The sequence below is a fragment of the Streptomyces sp. NPDC007084 genome (genome assembly GCF_040703595.1).
Taxonomy (GTDB): Bacteria; Actinomycetota; Actinomycetes; order Streptomycetales; family Streptomycetaceae; genus Streptomyces.
In genome coordinates this window covers 23,040-41,725 of sequence record NZ_JBEYFY010000009.1, presented here as the reverse complement: position 1 = coordinate 41,725, position 18,686 = coordinate 23,040, and the positions used below count along the sequence as shown (strand labels likewise).

The following is an 18,686-nucleotide window of genomic DNA, read 5'->3' as shown; positions in this document are numbered from 1 at the left end:
GGGCGCCAGAGCGCCTCGCCCGCGCTGCGGGAGCCCTGGGGCCGCCGCGGGCCTACTTGAGCTTCAGCGCGTCGCAGGCCGCCTTGTAGGGGGCGGTGCAGATCTGCCTGACCGTGTAGATGTCGTCCTGGAGGACGGTGTCCTGGATGTTGTCCGCCGTCAGGTCGACCACGGGCACGAGCTGCGCCGGAATGTCCTTGTTGGTCGGGCTGCTGACCTTGTCGCGGGTGAGCGCGTCGAACTCGATCGAGCGGCCCTGGACCCGGGCGACCGCCATCTCGGCGGCGGCGCTGGCCTCCTGCGGGTACGACTTGTAGACGCTCATGAACTGGTCGCCCTTGAGAATGCGCTGCACGGCGACGAGTTCGGCGTCCTGGCCGGTGACCGGCGGCACCTTGCTGACACCCGCGCTCTTCAGGGTGTCGATGACCGCGCCGGCGATGCCGTCGTTGGCGGCGTACACCCCGGCGATGTTGTCGAGGCCGACCTCCTGGATCGCCTTCTCCATGTTGGCCTTGGCGTTGACCGGGTTCCAGTCCTTGGTGTCGTACGACTGGGCGACGATCGCCTTGTCCTTCAGCTCGGACTCGGCGCCGGCCTTGAACTGCGCCGCGTTCGGGTCGGTCGTCGCGCCGTTCATCATGATGATCTTCTTCGTCGCGGAGTTGGCGCCGAGCGCGCCGACCAGGGCCTTGCCCTGGACCTCGCCGACCAGCTCGTTGTCGAAGGAGATGTACGCGTCGATCGGGCCCTGCGCCAGCCGGTCGTAGGCGATGACGGGGATGCCGGCGTCCTTGGCCTTCTTCACGCCCTTGGCGATCGACTTCGAGTCCACCGCGTCGAGCAGGATGACGTCGACCTTGTCGTCCACCATCCGCTGGAGCTGGGTGAGCTGCTTGGCGGCGTCCTGCTCGGCGTTGGCGTACTCCACCTCGCCCTTGCCCTCGGTGAGCTTCTCGACCTGCTCCTTGATGATCGGGTGGTCGAACTTCTCGTAACGGGTGTTCTCCTTCTCCGGGAGAAGGAGGCCCACCTTGATGTCGTCTCCCTTGGTGGGGCTGGCCTTGGCGTCGCTCCCGCCGAGCCCGTCCACGACCCCGCAGCCGGCGAGGGAGAGAGCGACGGCCGACGAGGCCAGGGATATGACGGTACGACGGAGACCGGTGTTACGAGTGTTCACATCAGGTGCCTTCCGGGCGAGGTTGCAGCATTGCGACCCAGGTGGCTGAAAGCCAACGCGGCGATCACCTCAGCGTCAAGGAGTAGCCACTTAACGAGATGGCAACAGCGTTCCGTGTTCCACAAGTGAACACGGTGGGAAGAGATGACGCCCGTGGTTCCGGCAATCCCCTCGACTTCACCTTCTGTCATCCACAGAAGGGCCGGGCGCGCGGATCGGACACGGACCGTAGCCGCGCCCGGCACGGCCATCCGGACGAAAGCGGTCAACTCGGCCTTTCCGGCCGGGACATCAAGATCGAGCCACTTTCCCGGAACACGCGAGCGGGGGCCCGGAGGTCGAACCTCCGGGCCCCCGCTCGGGTGCTTCGGTCATGCCGCCGGTCACTGCTCCGGCGACCGCTTGGGCCGCCAGACCACCAGCGCGCTCGTCTGCTGGACCTCCTGGTACGGGACCAGGTCCCGCCGGTAGGAGGCGTGCACCGCGGCCTCGCGCTGCTGCATGGTCGCCGCCGCCCCGTCGAGCGCGGACTGCAGCTCGGCGACCCGGGACTGGAGCGCCGCGACCTGGTTCTCCAGCTCGATGATGCGCTTGATGCCGGCCAGGTTGATGCCCTCGTCCTGCGACAACTGCTGCACGGTGCGCAGGAGTTCGATGTCGCGGGCCGAGTAGCGCCGGCCCCGGCCGGCCGTGCGGTCGGGGGAGACCAGGCCGAGCCGGTCGTACTGGCGCAGGGTCTGCGGGTGCAGTCCGGAGAGCTGGGCGGCCACCGAGATGACGTAGACCGGCGTCTCCTCGGTCAGTTCGTACGGGTTGCGCCGCCGACCGGTGGTGTCCATGGCTCCGTCATACTCCCTTCGCGGCCTGGAACAGCTCCGCCCGCGGGTCCTCGTCCGCGGTCGCCTCGCGATACGCCTCCAGCGCGTCACGAGCCTTTCCCGACACGTCCTTGGGGACCGCCACCTCGACGGTGACCAGCAGGTCGCCGCGGGTGCCGTCCTTGCGGACCGCGCCCTTGCCCCGGGCGCGCATGGTGCGTCCGTTGGGCGTGCCCGGCGGCAGCTTCAGCGTCACCGCGGGTCCGCCCAGCGTGGGCACCTTCACCTCGCCGCCGAGCGCCGCCTCCGTGAAGGTGACCGGCACCGTGACGGTGAGGTTGTCGCCCTTGCGGCCGAAGACCGGGTGGGCGTCCACGTGGACCGTGACGTACAGGTCGCCGGAGGGGCCGCCCCGCTCGCCGGGCGCGCCCTTGCCGCGCAGCCGGATCCGCTGGCCGTCGCTGACGCCCGCGGGGATCCGCACCTGCATCGTCCGGGACGACTTGGCCCGGCCGCTGCCCTTGCAGACCTCGCAGGGGTTCTCCGAGATCAGGCCGCGACCCTTGCAGTCCGGGCACGGGTCGGTGAGCGAGAAGCCACCGCCCGAGCCGCGGGCGACCTGGCCGGTGCCGACACACGTCGGGCACACCCGGGGTGTGCCGTTGGCGTCGCCGGTGCCCGAACAGGCCTTGCACGGCGCCTGCGAGGTCATGCGCAGCGGAACGGTCGCGCCGTCCACCGCCTCGGTGAAGCTCAGCGTCACCTCGGTGTCGATGTCCTGGCCGCGCCGGGGCTGCGTACGCGTTCCCGTACCGGCTCCGCCGCGGTTGAACAGGCCCCCGAAGACGTCCCCGATGCCGCCGCCGAAGCCACCGGCTCCGCCGGCCTGGCCGCCGCCCGGGCCGCCGCCTCCGAAGAGGTCGCCCAGGTCGAAGTTGAAGTTGCCGCCGCCCGCGCCCGGCCCCGGGCGGAAACCGCCGTTGCCGAAGAGGGCGCGCGCCTCGTCGTACTCCTTGCGCTTCTTGGGGTCGCCGAGGACGTCGTTCGCCTCGGAGATCTCCTTGAAGCGCTCCTCGGCCTTGGTGTTGCCCTTGTTGGCGTCCGGGTGGTTCTCGCGGGCGAGCTTCCGGTACGCCTTCTTGATCTCGGCCTCGGTGGCGTCCTTGGGGACGCCGAGGACCTTGTAGAAGTCCTTCTCGATGAAGTCCTTGGTGCTCATCCCCGACGTCCCTCCTTCCTCACGTGTTCAAGCTCAGCCCTCGTCCGGGCCACCGCTCTCCTTGTCCTTGGCGGTCTCGGCCGCCTCGGCCGACTCCTCGGCCTTGACCGTCTGTGCCCCGGGCTGCGGTTCGGCGACGGCCACCCGCGCGGGGCGGATGGTGCGCTCGCCGAAGCGATACCCCGGCTGCAGAATCGCCACGCACGTCGTCTCCGTGACGTCCGGCGCGTACGAGTGCATCAGGGCCTCGTGGATCGTCGGGTCGAAGGGCTCGCCCTCCTTGCCGAACTGCTGGAGCCCCATCTTGGCCGCGACGGTCTCCAGCGACTCGGCGACGGACTTGAATCCGCCGACGAGTTCGCCGTGCTCCCGCGCGCGGCCGATGTCGTCGAGCACGGGCAGCAGCTCGGTCAGGAGGTTCGCCACGGCGATCTCCTTGACCGCGATCCGGTCACGCTCGACACGGCGGCGGTAGTTCTGGAACTCGGCCTGGAGGCGCTGGAGGTCGGCGGTGCGCTCGGCGAGACCCGTGCGTGCCTGGTCCAGCTGGGCCGTCAGGCCCGCGAGCTGTGCGCTGTCGTCCCCGTCCGGGGCCGCCGCCCCCTCCGCAGAGGGGGTGGCGGCCTTCGGGTCGGCGTCGTCGGAGGTGGCGCCGGAGGGGACGTCGGGCTGCTCTTCGAAGCCCGGGGTCTCCTCCGTCACGCGGCACCGTCCTTACGGTCCTCGTCGACGATCTCGGCGTCGACGACGTCCTCGTCAGCACCGTCGGCCTTCGGGGCACCGGCGCCCGGGGCGTCGCCGCCCGCGGCCTGCGCCGCCTGGGCGTCGGCGTACATGGCCTGGCCCAGCTTCTGCGAGACGGCGGCGACCTTCTCGGTGGCCGTGCGGATCTCGGCGGTGTCCTCGCCCTTGAGCGCGGCCTTCAGCTCCTCGACGGAGGACTCGACCTCGGTCTTGACCTCGCCGGGAACCTTGTCCTCGTTGTCCTTGAGGAACTTCTCCGTCTGGTAGACGAGCTGCTCGCCCTGGTTGCGGGTCTCGGCGGCCTCGCGGCGGGCGTGGTCCTCCTCCGCGTACTTCTCGGCCTCCTGGCGCATCCGGTCGACCTCGTCCTTCGGCAGCGAGGAGCCGCCGGTGACGGTCATCTTCTGCTCCTTGCCCGTGCCCAGGTCCTTCGCGGTCACGTGCATGATGCCGTTGGCGTCGATGTCGAAGGCGACCTCGATCTGCGGAACGCCACGCGGGGCCGGCGGCAGACCGGTCAGCTCGAACATCCCGAGCTTCTTGTTGTACGCCGCGATCTCGCGCTCGCCCTGGTAGACCTGGATCTGCACGGACGGCTGGTTGTCCTCGGCCGTCGTGAAGATCTCGGAACGCTTGGTCGGGATCGTGGTGTTGCGCTCGATGAGCTTGGTCATGATCCCTCCCTTGGTCTCGATGCCGAGGGACAGCGGGGTGACGTCGAGCAGCAGGACGTCCTTGACCTCGCCCTTGAGGACACCGGCCTGGAGGGCGGCGCCGATGGCGACGACCTCGTCCGGGTTCACACCCTTGTTGGCCTCGTTGCCACCGGTCAGCTCCTTGACCAGCTCGGCGACGGCGGGCATACGGGTGGAGCCACCGACGAGAACGACGTGGTCGATCTCGGAGAGGTTGATCCCGGCGTCCTTGATGACGTTGTGGAACGGCGTCTTGCAGCGCTCCAGCAGGTCGGCCGTGAGCTGCTGGAACTGGGCGCGGGTGAGCTTCTCGTCCAGGTGCAGCGGGCCCTCGGCGGAGGCCGTGATGTAGGGCAGGTTGATCGTGGTCTCGGTGGACGAGGACAGCTCGATCTTGGCCTTCTCGGCGGCCTCGCGGAGGCGCTGGAGGGCCATCTTGTCCTTGGACAGGTCCACGCCGTGACCGGCCTGGAACTGCTTGACCAGGTAGTCCATGACGCGCTGATCCCAGTCGTCACCACCGAGGTGGTTGTCGCCGTTGGTGGCCTTCACCTCGACGACGCCGTCACCGATCTCCAGGAGGGACACGTCGAAGGTGCCGCCGCCGAGGTCGAAGACGAGGATCGTCTGGTCGTCCTTGTCGAGGCCGTACGCCAGGGCGGCGGCGGTCGGCTCGTTCACGATGCGCAGGACGTTCAGGCCCGCGATCTCGCCGGCCTCCTTCGTCGCCTGACGCTCGGAGTCGTTGAAGTACGCCGGGACGGTGATGACCGCGTCGGTCACCTTCTCGCCCAGGTAGGCCTCGGCGTCGCGCTTCAGCTTCTGCAGGATGAAGGCGCTCATCTGCTGCGGGTTGAAGCTCTTGCCGTCGAGGTCGATCTTCCAGTCCGTGCCCATGTGGCGCTTGACGGAGCGGATGGTCCGGTCCACGTTCGTGACCGCCTGGCGCTTGGCGACCTCGCCGACCAGCACCTCACCGTTCTTCGCGAAGGCGACGACGGACGGCGTGGTCCTGGCGCCCTCGGCGTTGGTGATCACGGTGGGCTCGCCGCCCTCCAGAACGCTGACGACGGAGTTAGTCGTGCCCAGGTCGATGCCGACCGCACGTGCCATTTCGATTCCTCCAACAATGACTTGAGTGGAACAGGCTCAAGTGTGCACGACGTCGGCCGCCCGGTCAACAGACATGAGTCAGACAGACTCAACTCTTATCCGCTCCTTACACGCAGGAAGCGTCTGACCTGCGGTTTTCACAGGGAGCTAGGGGGTTTTCACCGCTCCGGCCACGGCCCCGTTCGGCACATCCGCCGCGACACGGGGGCCTCCCGGCCGGCGCGCGATGCCCGTGACGGGTCCCCCGGGAGCGGGGATCGCATGCGTACGGGACCGGGGTCGCGGGCCCGCCCGGCGCGGACGGGGCCCCGGACGGAGGGCGCCCGCGGCGGCCACGAGGAGCACGGCCCCGGCCACCCACCAGGCCGCGCCGGCCCCGAGCCGGCCGAGATCGATGCCCAGCCCGACGAGCGCACCCGCGAACGCGGCGAGCCCCACCACGACCATGACGCCCTGCCGAGTCAGTCCCGCGCGGCGCAGCCGGTGCACCAGATGGTCGGGCGCGGAGCGCAGCACCGGCCGCCCGGCGCGCCGCCGGGACACCAGGACCAGGAGGGCGTCGGCGCTGACCACCGCGGTCAGCGCGAACCCGGCGCCGATCCCCGGTCCGGCGGGCCGCTCCGCGTGCACCAGCACCACCGCCGAGGCCAGCACGAACCCGGCGAACTGGGAGCCGCACCGGCCGGCCGCGATCCGGGCCGGCGGCCAGCCGTGCATGAGGAAGCCGGTGAGCGCGGCGGCCAGCACGCTGAGCAGCGCCGCGAGCCCGTCCATCACCTCGGCCGCCGCGCAGCCGCTGAGCGCGAACGCGGTGACGACCCCGACGGTCCCGAGCACCCCGTCGGACTGGTCGAGCGAGCGGAAGGCGCGGGTGACGAAGACGATCCAGCCGGCCGCGAGCACCGCGCCGGGCGCGCCCAGGGCGTCGTACGGCACGGCGAGCAGGGCGGCGCCGGCGAGGGCGGTCAGCCGCAGCAGGGGCGGTACGGGCAGCAGGTCGGCGGCGAGACCGGCCAGCGCGACCACCAGGGCGGCGATCAGCAGGCGGCCGGCCTCCGGGCCGAGCGGGGCGACGCCGGTCCAGTCCCCGGCGCAGCCGACGAGGGCCGTCGCGCCCGCCACGGCGATACCGCCGAGCACGGGGAGCCGCCGCTCCCGGCCGGGCGGGGCGGCCTGGCCGGGCGGGGCGGCCTGGCCGGGCGGGGCGGACGAACCGCGTGAACCGGGCGGACTGGGCGAACCGGGTGAACCGGCGGAGGCGGACGGGCGGGGCCGGGGCGGGCCGGAGAGGAGCCCCGGCCCGCCGGCCGCGCCGAGGCGCAGGGCGAGCGACCGCAGGAGGGCGGTGAGCGCGGCGGTCAGGAGCAGAGCGGCCGTGGCGGCCGCGATTCCGTACAGCACATCGCTAATTTAGGGGTAATTGTCACAGTATTGTGCGAATAACACGATCGGCTTTACGTGTCGCGCCGGACCCTCGGGCCGAACCGCCCCCGAACCGTCCCCGAACCGTCCCCGAACAGGGCACGGAGACGGCGGAACCGGGGCCGGCGCACTCCGGAGCCGAGAAACGGCCGCCCGTCCGCCCGCCACGCGCCCCACTCAGGTTTGCCTCAGCGACGCAGATCACCGCACCGCTGGCTACAGTGCGGCGGAAGAAGTGGGTAGTCTCAGACGGACTGCATAAGTTACCGCTTAGTAATCACTTCGAGGTCCGCCTCGAAGAACACCTCGCAGGCCCGAGGAGCCCCCGAATGCAACTCGCCGCGATCGTCGTGTCGCTGGTCCTGACCGTGGTCGGCGTCGCGCTGATCGCGCGGGCCGTCGCACAGATCTACCGGTTCATCAAGCTCGGCCAGCCCGTTCCCGCCGGCAGCCGCACCGACGACTGGAAGGCCCGCACCGTCACGCTGGCCAAGGAGTTCGTCGGCCACACCCGGATGAACCGGTGGGGGATCATCGGCGTCGCGCACTGGTTCGTCGCCGTCGGCTTCCTGACCCTGGGCCTGACGATCGTCACCGCCTACGGCCAGCTCTTCAAGGCCGACTGGACGCTCCCGGTGCTCGGCGGCTGGCTCCCCTACGAGCTGTACACCGAGTTCATCGCGCTGTTCACGACCCTCGGCATCCTCGTGCTGATCGCGGTCCGGCAGCTCAACCGGCCGTCCAAGCCGGGCCGCAAGTCGCGCTTCGCGGGCTCCAAGACCGGCCAGGCCTACTTCGTCGAGGCCGTGATCCTCGTCATCGGCCTCGCCATCATGACCCTGCGCGGCCTGGAGGGCGCCCTGCACGGCGTCGACCACTACGAGGCCGCGTACTGGGCCTCGTACCCCCTGGTCGCCGCCTTCAAGGGGCTCAGCCTCGGCACCCTCCAGACGCTGGTCTACCTGACCGCCATGATCAAGCTCGGCGTCACCATGGGCTGGGCGATCACGGTCGGCCTGAACACCAACATGGGTGTCGCCTGGCACCGCTTCCTGGCCTTCCCGAACATCTGGTTCAAGCGCGACGCCAAGGGCGCGACCGCCCTCGGCGAGCTGCTCCCGATGACCAGCGGCGGCAAGCCGATCGACTTCACCGACCCCGGTGAGGACGACGTCTTCGGCGTCTCCCAGGTCGAGCAGTTCTCCTGGAAGGGCCTGCTCGACTTCTCCACCTGCACCGAGTGCGGCCGCTGCCAGTCGCAGTGCCCCGCCTGGAACACCGGCAAGCCGCTCTCCCCGAAGCTCCTCATCATGTCGCTGCGCGACCACGCGCACGCCAAGGCGCCCTACCTGCTGGCCGGCGGCGGCAAGACCATGGAGGGCGAGGAGAAGGCCTCCGCTGAGCAGCTCAAGGACGTCCCCGCCGCCGCCCTCGCCGAGGCCGAGCGCCCCCTCATCGGCACCGCCGAGGAGAACGGCGTGATCGACCCCGACGTCCTGTGGTCCTGCACCACCTGCGGCGCCTGCGTCGAGCAGTGCCCGGTCGACATCGAGCACATCGACCACATCGTCGACATGCGCCGCTACCAGGTGATGATCGAGAGCGCGTTCCCCTCCGAGGCGGGCACGATGCTCAAGAACCTGGAGAAGAAGGGCAACCCCTGGGGCCTCGCCAAGAAGCAGCGCCTGGAGTGGACCAAGGAGGTCGACTTCGAGATCCCCGTCGTCGGCCGCGACATCGAGGACCTCACCGAGGTCGAGTACCTCTACTGGGTCGGCTGCGCCGGCGCCCTGGAGGACCGCGCCAAGAAGACCACCAAGGCCTTCGCGGAGCTGCTGCACATGGCGGGCGTCAAGTTCGCGATCATGGGCGGCGACGAGAAGTGCACCGGCGACTCCGCCCGCCGCCTCGGCAACGAGCCCCTCTTCCAGGAGCTCGGCATGGAGAACGTCATGTCCCTCAACGCCGCCTTCGGCGAGGAGATGGACGAGGACGGCAAGGTCGTGCCCGAGTCGGCGAAGCCCCGGTCGGCCAAGAAGATCGTCGCCACCTGCCCGCACTGCCTCAACACCATCGGCAACGAGTACCCGCAGCTCGGCGGCGACTACGAGGTCATCCACCACACCCAGCTTCTCCAGCACCTCATCGACGAGGGCAAGCTGCTCCCGGTGACCCCGGTCGAGGGCCTCATCACGTACCACGACCCGTGCTACCTGGGCCGCCACAACAAGGTCTACACGCCGCCGCGCGAGATCATGTCCGCCGTCCCGGGCCTGCGCCAGCAGGAGATGCACCGCCACAAGGAGCGCGGCTTCTGCTGCGGCGCCGGAGGCGCGCGCATGTGGATGGAGGAGCGGATCGGCAAGCGCATCAACAACGAGCGCGTCGACGAGGCCCTCTCCCTCAACCCGGACATCGTCTCCACCGCCTGCCCGTTCTGCCTCGTCATGCTGACCGACTCGGTCAACGGCAAGAAGAACGACGGCAAGGCCAAGGAGTCCGTCCAGGTCGTCGACGTGGCCCAGCTCCTGCTGGACTCGGTCAAGACGCCGCTGGACACCGACTCCGGCGACGACGAGCCCCCGGCGGGCACGGCGGACTCGGAGAACGCCCCGGAACCGGAGCCGGTCAAGTAACGCGGCCGGCCCTCGCCGCGCGCACGCCGGCCGGCCCCACCGACGCCGACGCCCCCGTGTCCCCCCGACACGGGGGCGTCGCCGTGCGTCGCCGTTCCCGGGGCGGGCGGACGGCGGCGGGGGCCTCACGTCCCGGGAGGGACACGTCAGCGCGCCGGCGGCAGGCGCTCCATCCCGGAAAGGACACACCAGCGCACCGGCGGCAGGCGCTGATGCGTCCGGAAAGGACACACCAACGCGCCGGGAACGGGCGCCTCACTCCCGTATCGGGATTCCTCGAACGCACGTACAACCCTCGTCGCCCACCAGCGGTCTTCTGTTCGCCGATCACCCGGTGAACTGCCGGACCACCGCGGTCGAACGCGGGCGGCCGGAGCCCCGGGACTGGTCGGACCACCTGCTCACCACGGTCCCTGCTTCCGTCTCCCGGAGTCCCGTCTTGCACAAGCGCACCCTGCTGTCGGCCGTCGCGATCACCGCCGGCCTGCTCACCGCCCTTCCGGCCGCCACGGCCACCCCGGCCGCCGCCGCGCCCTCCGGACTCGCCGGGGACTTCAACGGCGACGGGCACCGCGACCTGGCGATCGCCGCTCCGCTCGGCAAGGTCTCCGGCAAGTCCGGCGCCGGCTACGTCGCCGTGGTCTACGGCACCGCGCACGGGCTCGACACCGCCAAGCGGCAGATCATCAGCCAGGCCACGAGCGGTATCCCGGGCACCCCGGAGTCGTACGACTACTTCGGCGACCGGCTGACCACGGGTGACATGGACGGCGACGGCTACACGGACATCGTCGTCGGCGTGCACGGCGAGCGGATCGGCTCCACCGACTCGTCCGGCACCCTCACCGTGCTGTGGGGCAGCGCGAGCGGGATCAAGTCCGGCACCGACATCGCCTCCCCGCTGCCGCGCTACCGCAACGAACTGGGCTGGGAGGTGGCCGCCGGCGACTTCGACGGGGACGGCCACACCGACCTGGCCGCCGCGAACAACGCCACGCCCGCGCTGGACGTCTTCCGGGGCCCCATCTCCCGTACCGGCAAAGCCGCCTCGCTCGTCGGCGTCGACACCATCGCCCAGAGCACCATCTACCCGGACCAGCTCGTCGCGGGCGAGGTCAACGGCGACGGCCGGACGGACCTCCTGGTGATGGGCCAGGAGGAGACCAGCAGCGGCGGCTACCGCACCCGCAGCGTCCTCTACACCGGCTCCCCGGCCGGCCCGAAGCTCGGCAAGAAGCTCGCGGGCGGCTACGCGGGCACGATCGCCGACGTCGACAAGGACGGCTACGGCGACATCGTCACCGGCAACTTCATGGAGAAGTCCTCGACCGAGCCCGACGGCGGCCTCGGCGGCGCGATCACCGTTACCTACGGCGCCGCAGGCGGCCTCAGCACCCGTACGCCCAAGCGGATCACCCAGGACACGGCGGGCGTGCCGGGCACCGGCGAGAAGAACGACGGCTTCGGCTGGAGCCTGTCCGCGGGCGACACCAACGGCGACGGCTACGCCGACGTGGCGATCGGCTCGGACAGCGAGTACATCGGGTCGGTCAAGCACGCGGGCCAGGTGACCGTCCTGCGCGGCTCCGCCTCCGGCCTGACCGGCACCGGCTCCAAGTCCTTCTCCCAGAACACCGCCGGGGTCCCGGGCACCGCCGAGTCCCAGGACTACTTCGGCGACGCGGTCAAGCTCACCGACACGACCGGCGACGGCCGCGCCGAGCTGGTCGTCGGCGCCCGCGGCGAGAACACCGCCGACGGCGCGGTCTGGTACTTCAAGGCCGGCACGGCCGGCGTCACCGCCACCGGCTCCAAGTCGTTCGGCGGCGCCACGGTGGGCGGCCCGTCGGGCGACTCCTACTTCGGAGAAGTCCTGGCAGGCTGACCCACACAGACCGGTCCGCATGGCCCGTCCGCATGGGCCGGTCCGCATGGACTGACACGCACGGATCGATCCGCACGGGCCGATCCGGGCGGGCGCCGGCCGTCACCGCCCGACACCGTGGCTGACCTGCCGGAACGGCCCCCCGCGGGACCCGTAGGGGGCCGCCGGGCACGCCCCGTAGGGGATGTCACAGCTCGGACCCAATGCCGGGCCCGATCCCCCGGGCCCGGCACGTCACTCTCCGGGACCAGGTACGTTCGATAACGTGGCTGGATTCAGGATCGGACGCGGCGGCCGGGACAACCGTGCTTCGCAGGCGCGACCGCAACAACAACCGTCGTACGGACAGCAGGCTCCCCAGGGAGGCGGCCGGCAGCCGTACGGCTATCCGAACGCGCCTTCGCAGCCTTCGCAGCCGCAGTACGGGGGACAGCCGCCGTACGACGGCCGGCAGGGCGCACCCCGCTACGGCGACCGACAGCACGGCGGTGACCGGCAGTACGGGGGCGGGCAGTACGGCGGGGGCAGTCCGCAGCAGCCGTACCGCGGCAACGCGCAGGGCGGCTGGCCGCAGGCCGGCGGCGGACCGGGCGAGCCGGAGTACTTCGGTGACGGTCACCCGCAGCAGGGCCCCGACCCGTACGCGGCGAACAGCCCCGGTCACACCCAGGCCTTCTCGATCGGCGAGGACCCGTACAGCCAGGGCGACACCTACCGCGCCGGCCAGGCGGCGGCCCCGCCGGTCGGACCCCGGCTGCACTGGAAGGACCTGCTCCGGGGCATCGTGACAGCCCCCAACCGGACCTTCCTCCAGATGCGCGACTACGCGATGTGGGGCCCAGCCCTGGTCGTGACGTTCGTCTACGGCCTGCTCGCGGTCTTCGGCTTCGACGGCGCCCGCGAGGACGCCATCAACGCGACCCTGTCGAACGCCATCCCGATCGTCCTGACGACCGCCGTCGCCATCGTGCTCAGCACGTTCATCCTCGGCGTGGTCACCCACACGCTGGCCCGCCAGCTCGGCGGCGACGGCGCCTGGCAGCCCACGGTCGGCCTCTCCATGCTGATCATGTCCCTCACGGACACCCCGCGCCTGCTGGTCGCCATGTTCCTCGGCGGCGACGCGCCGTTCGTACGGCTCCTCGGCTGGGCGACCTGGGTCGCGGCGGGCGCGCTGCTGACCCTGATGGTCGGCAAGTCCCACGACCTCCCCTGGCCGAAGGCCCTCGCCGCGTCATCCATCCAGCTCATCGCGATCCTGTCGATCATCAAGCTGGGCACGTTCTGACGCGACGCCAACGGCACCGGCACCGGCACCGGCAGCACCGGTCCCGAACACCAGAAGAGGGGCCCCGGCACCCGGCCGGGGCCCCTCTCGGGCGTCTACGCCTGCTGCCGCTCCGACCCCTACGCGTCGAGTACTTGACCGGCGCGGCGGACCACGGGGGGCTCGACCGACCAGGGGAAGTTGATCCACTCGTCGGTGCGCTTCCAGACGTACTCGCACTTCACGAGGGACTGGGTCTTCTCGTAGATCACCGCGCTGCGGACCTCGGCGACGGCGTCGACGCAGAAGTCGTGCACGAGCTTGAGCGTCTTGCCGGTGTCGGCGACATCGTCGGTGATCAGGACCTTCTTGTCGGAGAAGTCGATCGCGTTGGGGACGGGGGCCAGCATCACCGGCATCTCCAGCGTCGTCCCGACGCCGGTGTAGAACTCGACGTTCACCAGGTGGATGTTCTTGCAGTCGAGGGCGTAGGCGAGCCCGCCCGCGACGAAGACGCCGCCCCGGGCGATCGACAGCACGATGTCGGGCTGGTAGCCGTCGTCGGCGATGGTCTGGGCGAGTTCGCGTACGGCGGTGCCGAACCCCTCGTAGGTGAGGTTCTCGCGCCGGGAGGACCGGGGGGTCTCGGAGGACATGGTCACCGCCTCAGACCTGGGTCCGGTGGAAGTTCAGGAAGGAACGGGAGGCCGTCGGCCCGCGCTGTCCCTGGTAGCGGGACCCGTACCGGTCGCTGCCGTAGGGGAACTCGGCCGGCGAGCTGAGCCGGAACATGCAGAGCTGCCCGATCTTCATGCCCGGCCAGAGCTTGATCGGCAGGGTGGCGAGGTTCGACAGCTCCAGGGTGACGTGACCGGAGAAGCCGGGGTCGATGAACCCGGCGGTGGAGTGGGTGACCAGTCCCAGCCGGCCCAGCGAACTCTTGCCCTCCAGCCGGGAGGCGAGGTCGTCGGGGAGGGTGATGACCTCGTACGTACTGGCGAGGACGAACTCACCGGGGTGCAGGATGAACGGCTCGTCCCCCTCCGGCTCGACGAGCCGCGTGAGGTCCGCCTGCTCGACCGAGGGGTCGATGTGGGGGTAGCGGTGGTTCTCGAACACCCGGAAATAGCGGTCGAGCCGCACGTCGACGCTCGACGGCTGCACCATGGATTCGTCATAGGGATCGATCCGGACCCGCCCGGCGTCGATCTCGGCCCGGATGTCCTTGTCTGAGAGAAGCACGCCCTGAGGATACGCAAGGGGCGCGGGGCCACCACAATCGCGACGGCACCGCGCTCCCCGCGCCACCAGCACGGTGACGCCCCGACACCGGCTCATCACCTCACCGGCTTACCGTGTCACCGGCTCACCGCGTCACCGCTTCTCCATGGCCACCGGCACCACACTGCGGAGCCGGGCGCAGCGCGGGCACCGGACGAGGCGTCCGGGGCCGAGCCGCTCGGCCTGCTGCATCGGGAACGAAGCGGTGCTGAACACGTGCCCCTCGGCACAACGGACGACGGTGCGCTCCATCAAGTCCCAGAGTCCCTTCCCCAAGAGCTGTGTCAGGCTGATGTCCTGACAGGAGCGCCACATTACGGGACCAAAGGGACGCCCCTCCAGGCGGCACTCCGGCTCATCGGACCGCGCTTGAGCCCCGCTCCGGAGCCGGCTCCGGGAGGCCCACGCTACGCCTCAACTCCGGCCGCCCGCAGCCTCGTCCACCCCCTGAAACACGGCAGGCCCCCACGGTTTCGACCCCGGGGGCCGGGCATGAGGTAGAGTGAGCGAGCATTCGACACCGGCCCGAACCGGCGTCTTACGCGGGTGTAGTTTAGTGGTAGAACATCAGCTTCCCAAGCTGAGAGTGCGAGTTCGATTCTCGTCACCCGCTCCACGCGAGGCCCCCAGGTCGATGACCCGGGGGCTTTCTTGTTGTCTAGGCCAACCGCAGGGTCCCCCCGCCCTAAGGGCGGGCGGGACTCGGTCGCCCTAGCCGCGACCCTCGGGCGCCATCGCCGGGATCGCGAACGCCGGACGTCTCGGATCCTGAGACGCATTTCATGTGGCCTGAGCCACCACGGTCGGACGCCCCTGCGAAGTCGCATCCGCAAAACTGGAGTTGAGTCACGGACAACGCGGAAGGACTGAGCCGAGCGGCTCCACGTCAGGCAGGGAACAGTTCGAGGACGCGGGTGACCCGACCCCAGCCGGCCACCAACGTCGCGGCGAGAACCGCCGCCCCCAGGATCAGCCACGGACGCACGTCTTCTCCCACCCCCATCGATGGCAGAGCGCGCGCTGCGCCGGCTGCCGCAGTCATGGACGCGAGGATCGCCGTGGCGACGTGGGCCGACTCGCGCCAGGTGTTCCGTAGGCGGGACACGGGCCGGACATCTTGGAGCAGCTCGGCGGGCAAGAGCGCTGCCTGTCGGCCGTACAGATGGTTCTCGGCGATAACGAGCTGCAGCCGCGCCAACTCAGTCAGCGCGGGCTCCGGGTCGACGTCCACCTGATGCAGCGCCACACGCTGGGCTCCGGCGACCAACGCAGCATGCCGTTTGATCAGCCGGAGCCTGGAGGAGCGGCGCGGAACCGAGCCGGCGATGCTGTGCACTTTGAACAGGCGCTTCTCGACATGCCGACAGCTCTGATCCAGCTGCCGCAGTGCCCTGGATCGGCCCCTGCCACGAGGCGCAGCGCGTACCTTAGCTCCGACCACGACCGCATCGATCACTCCCAGGACGAGGCGGTAGCGAGCGGTCGAGCTCCATCGCATGGCCCAGAACACGGGCCACAGGAACACGCCGGACATGATCGCGAGCATGACCGTCCAGTCAAGGAGACTCAAGGCTGGGGCGTTCCCCTTCTCCGCCGTCCAGTGAAAATGCTCTATCGCCCGCGTACCCCAGGTCCAGCGCAAGTGGGAGACCCCGGCCTCGGCCAGTGCTAGCGATACTCGCCAACCTGCCCACGCGGCAATCCAGCCCCCGACGACTCCGAGCACACAGGCCACCCAGTTCGGATGCCACGATCTGAGAACGCCGCGGACTCTTGGAGCCTCCTTCGACGGGATACCCAGCTTCTCCAGGGCTGCGTCCAGCTCCCTCTTGCGCAGTCCTGCCCAGCCGTTCTGTTGGGCAGATCTCCTGAGCCAGAGACGGTGGCGAGCCCAGAGACGCATGGCCCAGCGCTGCAGACGTAAGTCGTACGACGCCACCCGAAATCCCCCTGCTTCAGCTGTACCTCATGTGGTGCGGAGTCGCAGTATGTACCACCTGATGCCGTCGTCGCCGAGCAAGCAACTCGCGGATTTGGGAGTTGATGTGACGTAGAACTTGCAGCCAAGACCGTTCGAGCAGCGCCGCCGAACGCGACTATCGCGGCCAATAGCGAGGCGGTTCCTTGACGGGGTCAACCAGATCGAACCGCTGCTTGCTGCCGGGGTTCAGACCTTTGATGTGGACGAGCTGCTGGCCTTCCGCCGCGTCGAGTTCACGGATGATCAGAGGCATGGCGGCGATCACAGCACCCATGGCCAGCCCCAGGCCGGCCATACCTTTGTGACCGTGACTGAACCGGATGTGGTGCATGCCGGACTTCTTGATGGCGGTCGTCTCCGACGGGTCTTCCAGCTGACGCCCGTCCTTGGTGAGGAAGGCTTCGAAGCCTCTCTTCGCGGCGTCGGGGAGGAGGGCAAGATCCTTCTTCCCCGCCCACCTGATCTCGCTAACGTGCTGCACCTCGTGCCCGGGGAGCAACCGTCTGAGCATCTCCAGCATCTGCACCGGGACGTTCTCATCGATGAGGATTCGCATCAGGCAGCGCGCGGTCCCGGGCTGTAGCTGTCCACATACAGGGCGAAGGACACCGCGTCGCGGGCGGCCTCCGCTGTCACGCCAGGGTAGTAGTCGGCGATCTCCTCTGGTGGGATGCCGTCCTCCACCAGTTCCGCGACGGCGTCGAACGGGACACGGGTGCCGGTGATGACCGGCTGCCCCCCCTGCGTCTCCGGATCCACGCTGACGTGTTGCTTCGGCCGCAGGAGGTGCGGCACCACGACGCCGGCGCGGGGCGCGAATTCCCGGAGGATGTCCTCCATCGTCGCGATGACTCGCTGCCCCGGGTGCTTCACGAGGTCTGTTGCGTGGTCGTCGTTGTTGTGGCCCGCAAGGACGATGGAGTCGCCCTCAGCCACTAGGGAGTAGCTGGACAGGTGCTCGAACTCACCGAATCGCTTCAGTGTGGCCAGCGCCTTGCGGATCTTCTGCAGGGATACGTCTTGCCGAAGGATCGCGAACGCGCGTAGTGCCAGGACGTCCCGGAAGGAGTACAGAGCAGGCTTTGCCGCGAGCTCAGGACAGAGAATCGGACCGTTGCCTCGGTCCTGCCTCCATGAGCGTAGTTGCCCGGTGGTTGCCCCGGAGAGAGCCGCAGCCATACGAGTCGAGTACGCCATGGTCCACTCCCTCCAGTTCTCACGGGATCTTCTACTCCCAGCATCCCAGTTGTGCGCTTCAGGACGCTACAGGAAGTACGGAGAGGCAGGACCAAAACGGCATAGGGCTGCTGCGACACTCCAATGATCATTGAGCTTCTTCAGCGGTGCAGCTCCAGGGTGAGGACGGTCTTGGCGATTGACGTCATGCGGTTGGGGCTGCAGCGGGGCCTGCGGAAGATCCGCCAGGATTTCAGGCGGGCGACGCCGCGGTCGACGGGTGCGCGTGCTGCGGCCAGGGCACGGTTGCGGGTCTTGTCGGTGGGGGTCAGTTCCTGCAGGGGCTTGCGTTTGATGCCCGTGGTCAGCCATGGGCCGGCGCCCTGGTACGCGAGATCGGCCACGATCGGAACGCCCTGACGCTCGCAGATCCGGATGATCCGGTGGGTGGGGGCAACGGTCAGGTCGTGGGTGCGGCCCGGCAGAGCGGGCGAGAGCCACAGCAGCCGGCCGCCGGGATCGGTGACCATCTGCACGTTCACGCCGTGCCGCCGGTGTTGGTGAGAGTAGTCGGCCCGGCCGTCGCCGACCCGGTCGCATGCGGCGAGAGTGCCGTCGAGCAGGACGAGGTCGGGTTCGTGGTCGCGCACCGTCTTGAGCCGGCCCGGTGCACAGGCGGCGAGAAGGTCGACGACCGCGCGGGTGTAGACGTGGGCGGTGGACTCGCTGATCCCGAACCCGGCGGCAATCTTCGCCAGGGTGGTGTGTTCGCGCAGGTACACCAGTGCCACCATCGCGCGCTGGGACGGACGGAGCTCGCAGCGCCGCCTCGCCCTCACGGGTGACGATCAGCATGGTGACCCACTCCACGAGTGCATGCGGCAGGTCGAGTGCGGCAGGATGCATGACCAACGAGGCCCCCGAGCAACGTGATTGAGACGTCAGACATCTCGATCAACAGCCCGGGGGCCTCGCTCGTTGCGCTTCACAGCCCGTCACCCGATCGGCGGCCACATCGAAGAAGCTCAATGAGGAAGCCGCGCCTGATCAACTCCCTCAAGGGCACGGGGTTGACCCGTCACACGGCGGGAGTGCATGCCACCGGACGACATGCACTCCCGCAGGCGCCGCCGCTCCCGGAGATGGGCTTGCACTGTGCGTACTCAGATGATTACAGTCCCGCCGAGCGACCCGCTCGGTGTTCATCACCATGGCGACACGGCCCACTCGGTCCTCAGGCTCCGGGTCGTCGTGTCGCCTCGCCGCGCT

Annotated in this window: 15 protein-coding genes, 1 tRNA gene and 1 pseudogene; 4 read left to right on the top strand and 13 right to left on the bottom strand. The window is 69.6% G+C overall.

Annotated elements, in window-relative coordinates; all coding sequences use genetic code 11:
• Positions 1-52: 52 nt before the first annotated feature.
• The 6 genes from AB0912_RS10890 to AB0912_RS10865 all read right to left on the bottom strand — a co-directional run bounded on the left by AB0912_RS10890 (position 53) and on the right by AB0912_RS10865 (position 7,170).
• Positions 53-1,180 carry a substrate-binding domain-containing protein gene (locus tag AB0912_RS10890; protein ID WP_366697976.1) on the bottom strand — a complete coding sequence of 376 codons (1,128 nt, stop codon included), beginning with the start codon at positions 1,178-1,180 and terminating at the stop codon, positions 53-55.
• Positions 1,181-1,563: 383 nt separating this feature from the next.
• Entirely contained in the window at positions 1,564-2,019 is a 456-nt protein-coding gene (locus AB0912_RS10885) for a helix-turn-helix domain-containing protein (RefSeq protein WP_366697974.1), read from the bottom strand.
• A 7-nt stretch (positions 2,020-2,026) separates the two neighbouring features.
• Positions 2,027-3,217, bottom strand: coding sequence for a molecular chaperone DnaJ (dnaJ, locus tag AB0912_RS10880; protein WP_366697972.1), 1,191 nt, complete (start codon positions 3,215-3,217; stop codon positions 2,027-2,029).
• Between the two features lie 33 nt (positions 3,218-3,250).
• The gene (grpE, locus tag AB0912_RS10875; RefSeq protein WP_366697970.1) at positions 3,251-3,919 is read right to left on the bottom strand and encodes a nucleotide exchange factor GrpE; all 669 of its coding nucleotides are present in this window, start codon (positions 3,917-3,919) and stop codon (positions 3,251-3,253) included.
• On the bottom strand, positions 3,916-5,769 hold the full coding sequence (gene dnaK / locus AB0912_RS10870; RefSeq protein WP_366697968.1) for a molecular chaperone DnaK: 1,854 nt from the start codon (positions 5,767-5,769) through the stop codon (positions 3,916-3,918). The genes grpE and dnaK overlap by 4 nt, the downstream gene beginning before the upstream one ends.
• A gap of 147 nt (positions 5,770-5,916) precedes the next feature.
• The gene (locus AB0912_RS10865) at positions 5,917-7,170 is read right to left on the bottom strand and encodes an undecaprenyl/decaprenyl-phosphate alpha-N-acetylglucosaminyl 1-phosphate transferase (RefSeq protein WP_366697966.1); all 1,254 of its coding nucleotides are present in this window, start codon (positions 7,168-7,170) and stop codon (positions 5,917-5,919) included.
• Between the two features lie 350 nt (positions 7,171-7,520).
• Here AB0912_RS10865 and AB0912_RS10860 point away from each other — a divergent pair, with 350 nt between their 5' ends.
• From AB0912_RS10860 to AB0912_RS10850, 3 genes are all read left to right on the top strand, one after another.
• Entirely contained in the window at positions 7,521-9,827 is a 2,307-nt protein-coding gene (locus AB0912_RS10860) for a (Fe-S)-binding protein (protein ID WP_366697964.1), read from the top strand.
• Positions 9,828-10,266: 439 nt separating this feature from the next.
• The gene (locus tag AB0912_RS10855) at positions 10,267-11,712 is read left to right on the top strand and encodes an FG-GAP-like repeat-containing protein (protein ID WP_366697962.1); all 1,446 of its coding nucleotides are present in this window, start codon (positions 10,267-10,269) and stop codon (positions 11,710-11,712) included.
• 184 nt (positions 11,713-11,896) lie between these two features.
• Entirely contained in the window at positions 11,897-13,000 is a 1,104-nt protein-coding gene (locus AB0912_RS10850; RefSeq protein WP_366697960.1) for a YIP1 family protein, read from the top strand.
• 119 nt (positions 13,001-13,119) lie between these two features.
• On the opposite strand, the gene AB0912_RS10845 is transcribed toward AB0912_RS10850, so the two are convergent.
• The 3 genes from AB0912_RS10845 to AB0912_RS10835 all read right to left on the bottom strand — a co-directional run bounded on the left by AB0912_RS10845 (position 13,120) and on the right by AB0912_RS10835 (position 14,512).
• Positions 13,120-13,635 (bottom strand): phosphoribosyltransferase, encoded by a 516-nt coding sequence (locus AB0912_RS10845; protein ID WP_366697958.1) that lies wholly within the window; start codon positions 13,633-13,635, stop codon positions 13,120-13,122.
• Positions 13,636-13,645: 10 nt separating this feature from the next.
• Positions 13,646-14,221: a dCTP deaminase gene (gene dcd, locus AB0912_RS10840; protein WP_366697956.1), complete on the bottom strand. Its 576-nt coding sequence runs from the start codon at positions 14,219-14,221 to the stop codon at positions 13,646-13,648.
• A gap of 132 nt (positions 14,222-14,353) precedes the next feature.
• On the bottom strand, positions 14,354-14,512 hold the full coding sequence (locus AB0912_RS10835) for a hypothetical protein (protein ID WP_366697954.1): 159 nt from the start codon (positions 14,510-14,512) through the stop codon (positions 14,354-14,356).
• Positions 14,513-14,802: 290 nt separating this feature from the next.
• Here AB0912_RS10835 and AB0912_RS10830 point away from each other — a divergent pair.
• Positions 14,803-14,876 (top strand) — tRNA-Gly (locus AB0912_RS10830).
• Between the two features lie 270 nt (positions 14,877-15,146).
• On the opposite strand, the gene AB0912_RS10825 is transcribed toward AB0912_RS10830, so the two are convergent.
• The 4 genes and pseudogenes from AB0912_RS10825 to AB0912_RS10810 form a co-directional block, all read right to left on the bottom strand.
• Positions 15,147-15,806 carry a hypothetical protein gene (locus AB0912_RS10825; protein WP_366697952.1) on the bottom strand — a complete coding sequence of 220 codons (660 nt, stop codon included), beginning with the start codon at positions 15,804-15,806 and terminating at the stop codon, positions 15,147-15,149.
• A gap of 550 nt (positions 15,807-16,356) precedes the next feature.
• Positions 16,357-16,797, bottom strand: a complete 441-nt coding sequence (locus tag AB0912_RS10820; protein WP_366697949.1) for a DUF5615 family PIN-like protein — start codon at positions 16,795-16,797, stop codon at positions 16,357-16,359.
• Positions 16,797-17,438, bottom strand: coding sequence for a DUF433 domain-containing protein (locus AB0912_RS10815; RefSeq protein ID WP_366697947.1), 642 nt, complete (start codon positions 17,436-17,438; stop codon positions 16,797-16,799). The genes AB0912_RS10820 and AB0912_RS10815 overlap by 1 nt, the downstream gene beginning before the upstream one ends.
• Positions 17,439-17,578: 140 nt before the next feature.
• Positions 17,579-18,329, bottom strand: a pseudogene (locus tag AB0912_RS10810) (transposase family protein).
• Positions 18,330-18,686: the final 357 nt, after the last annotated feature.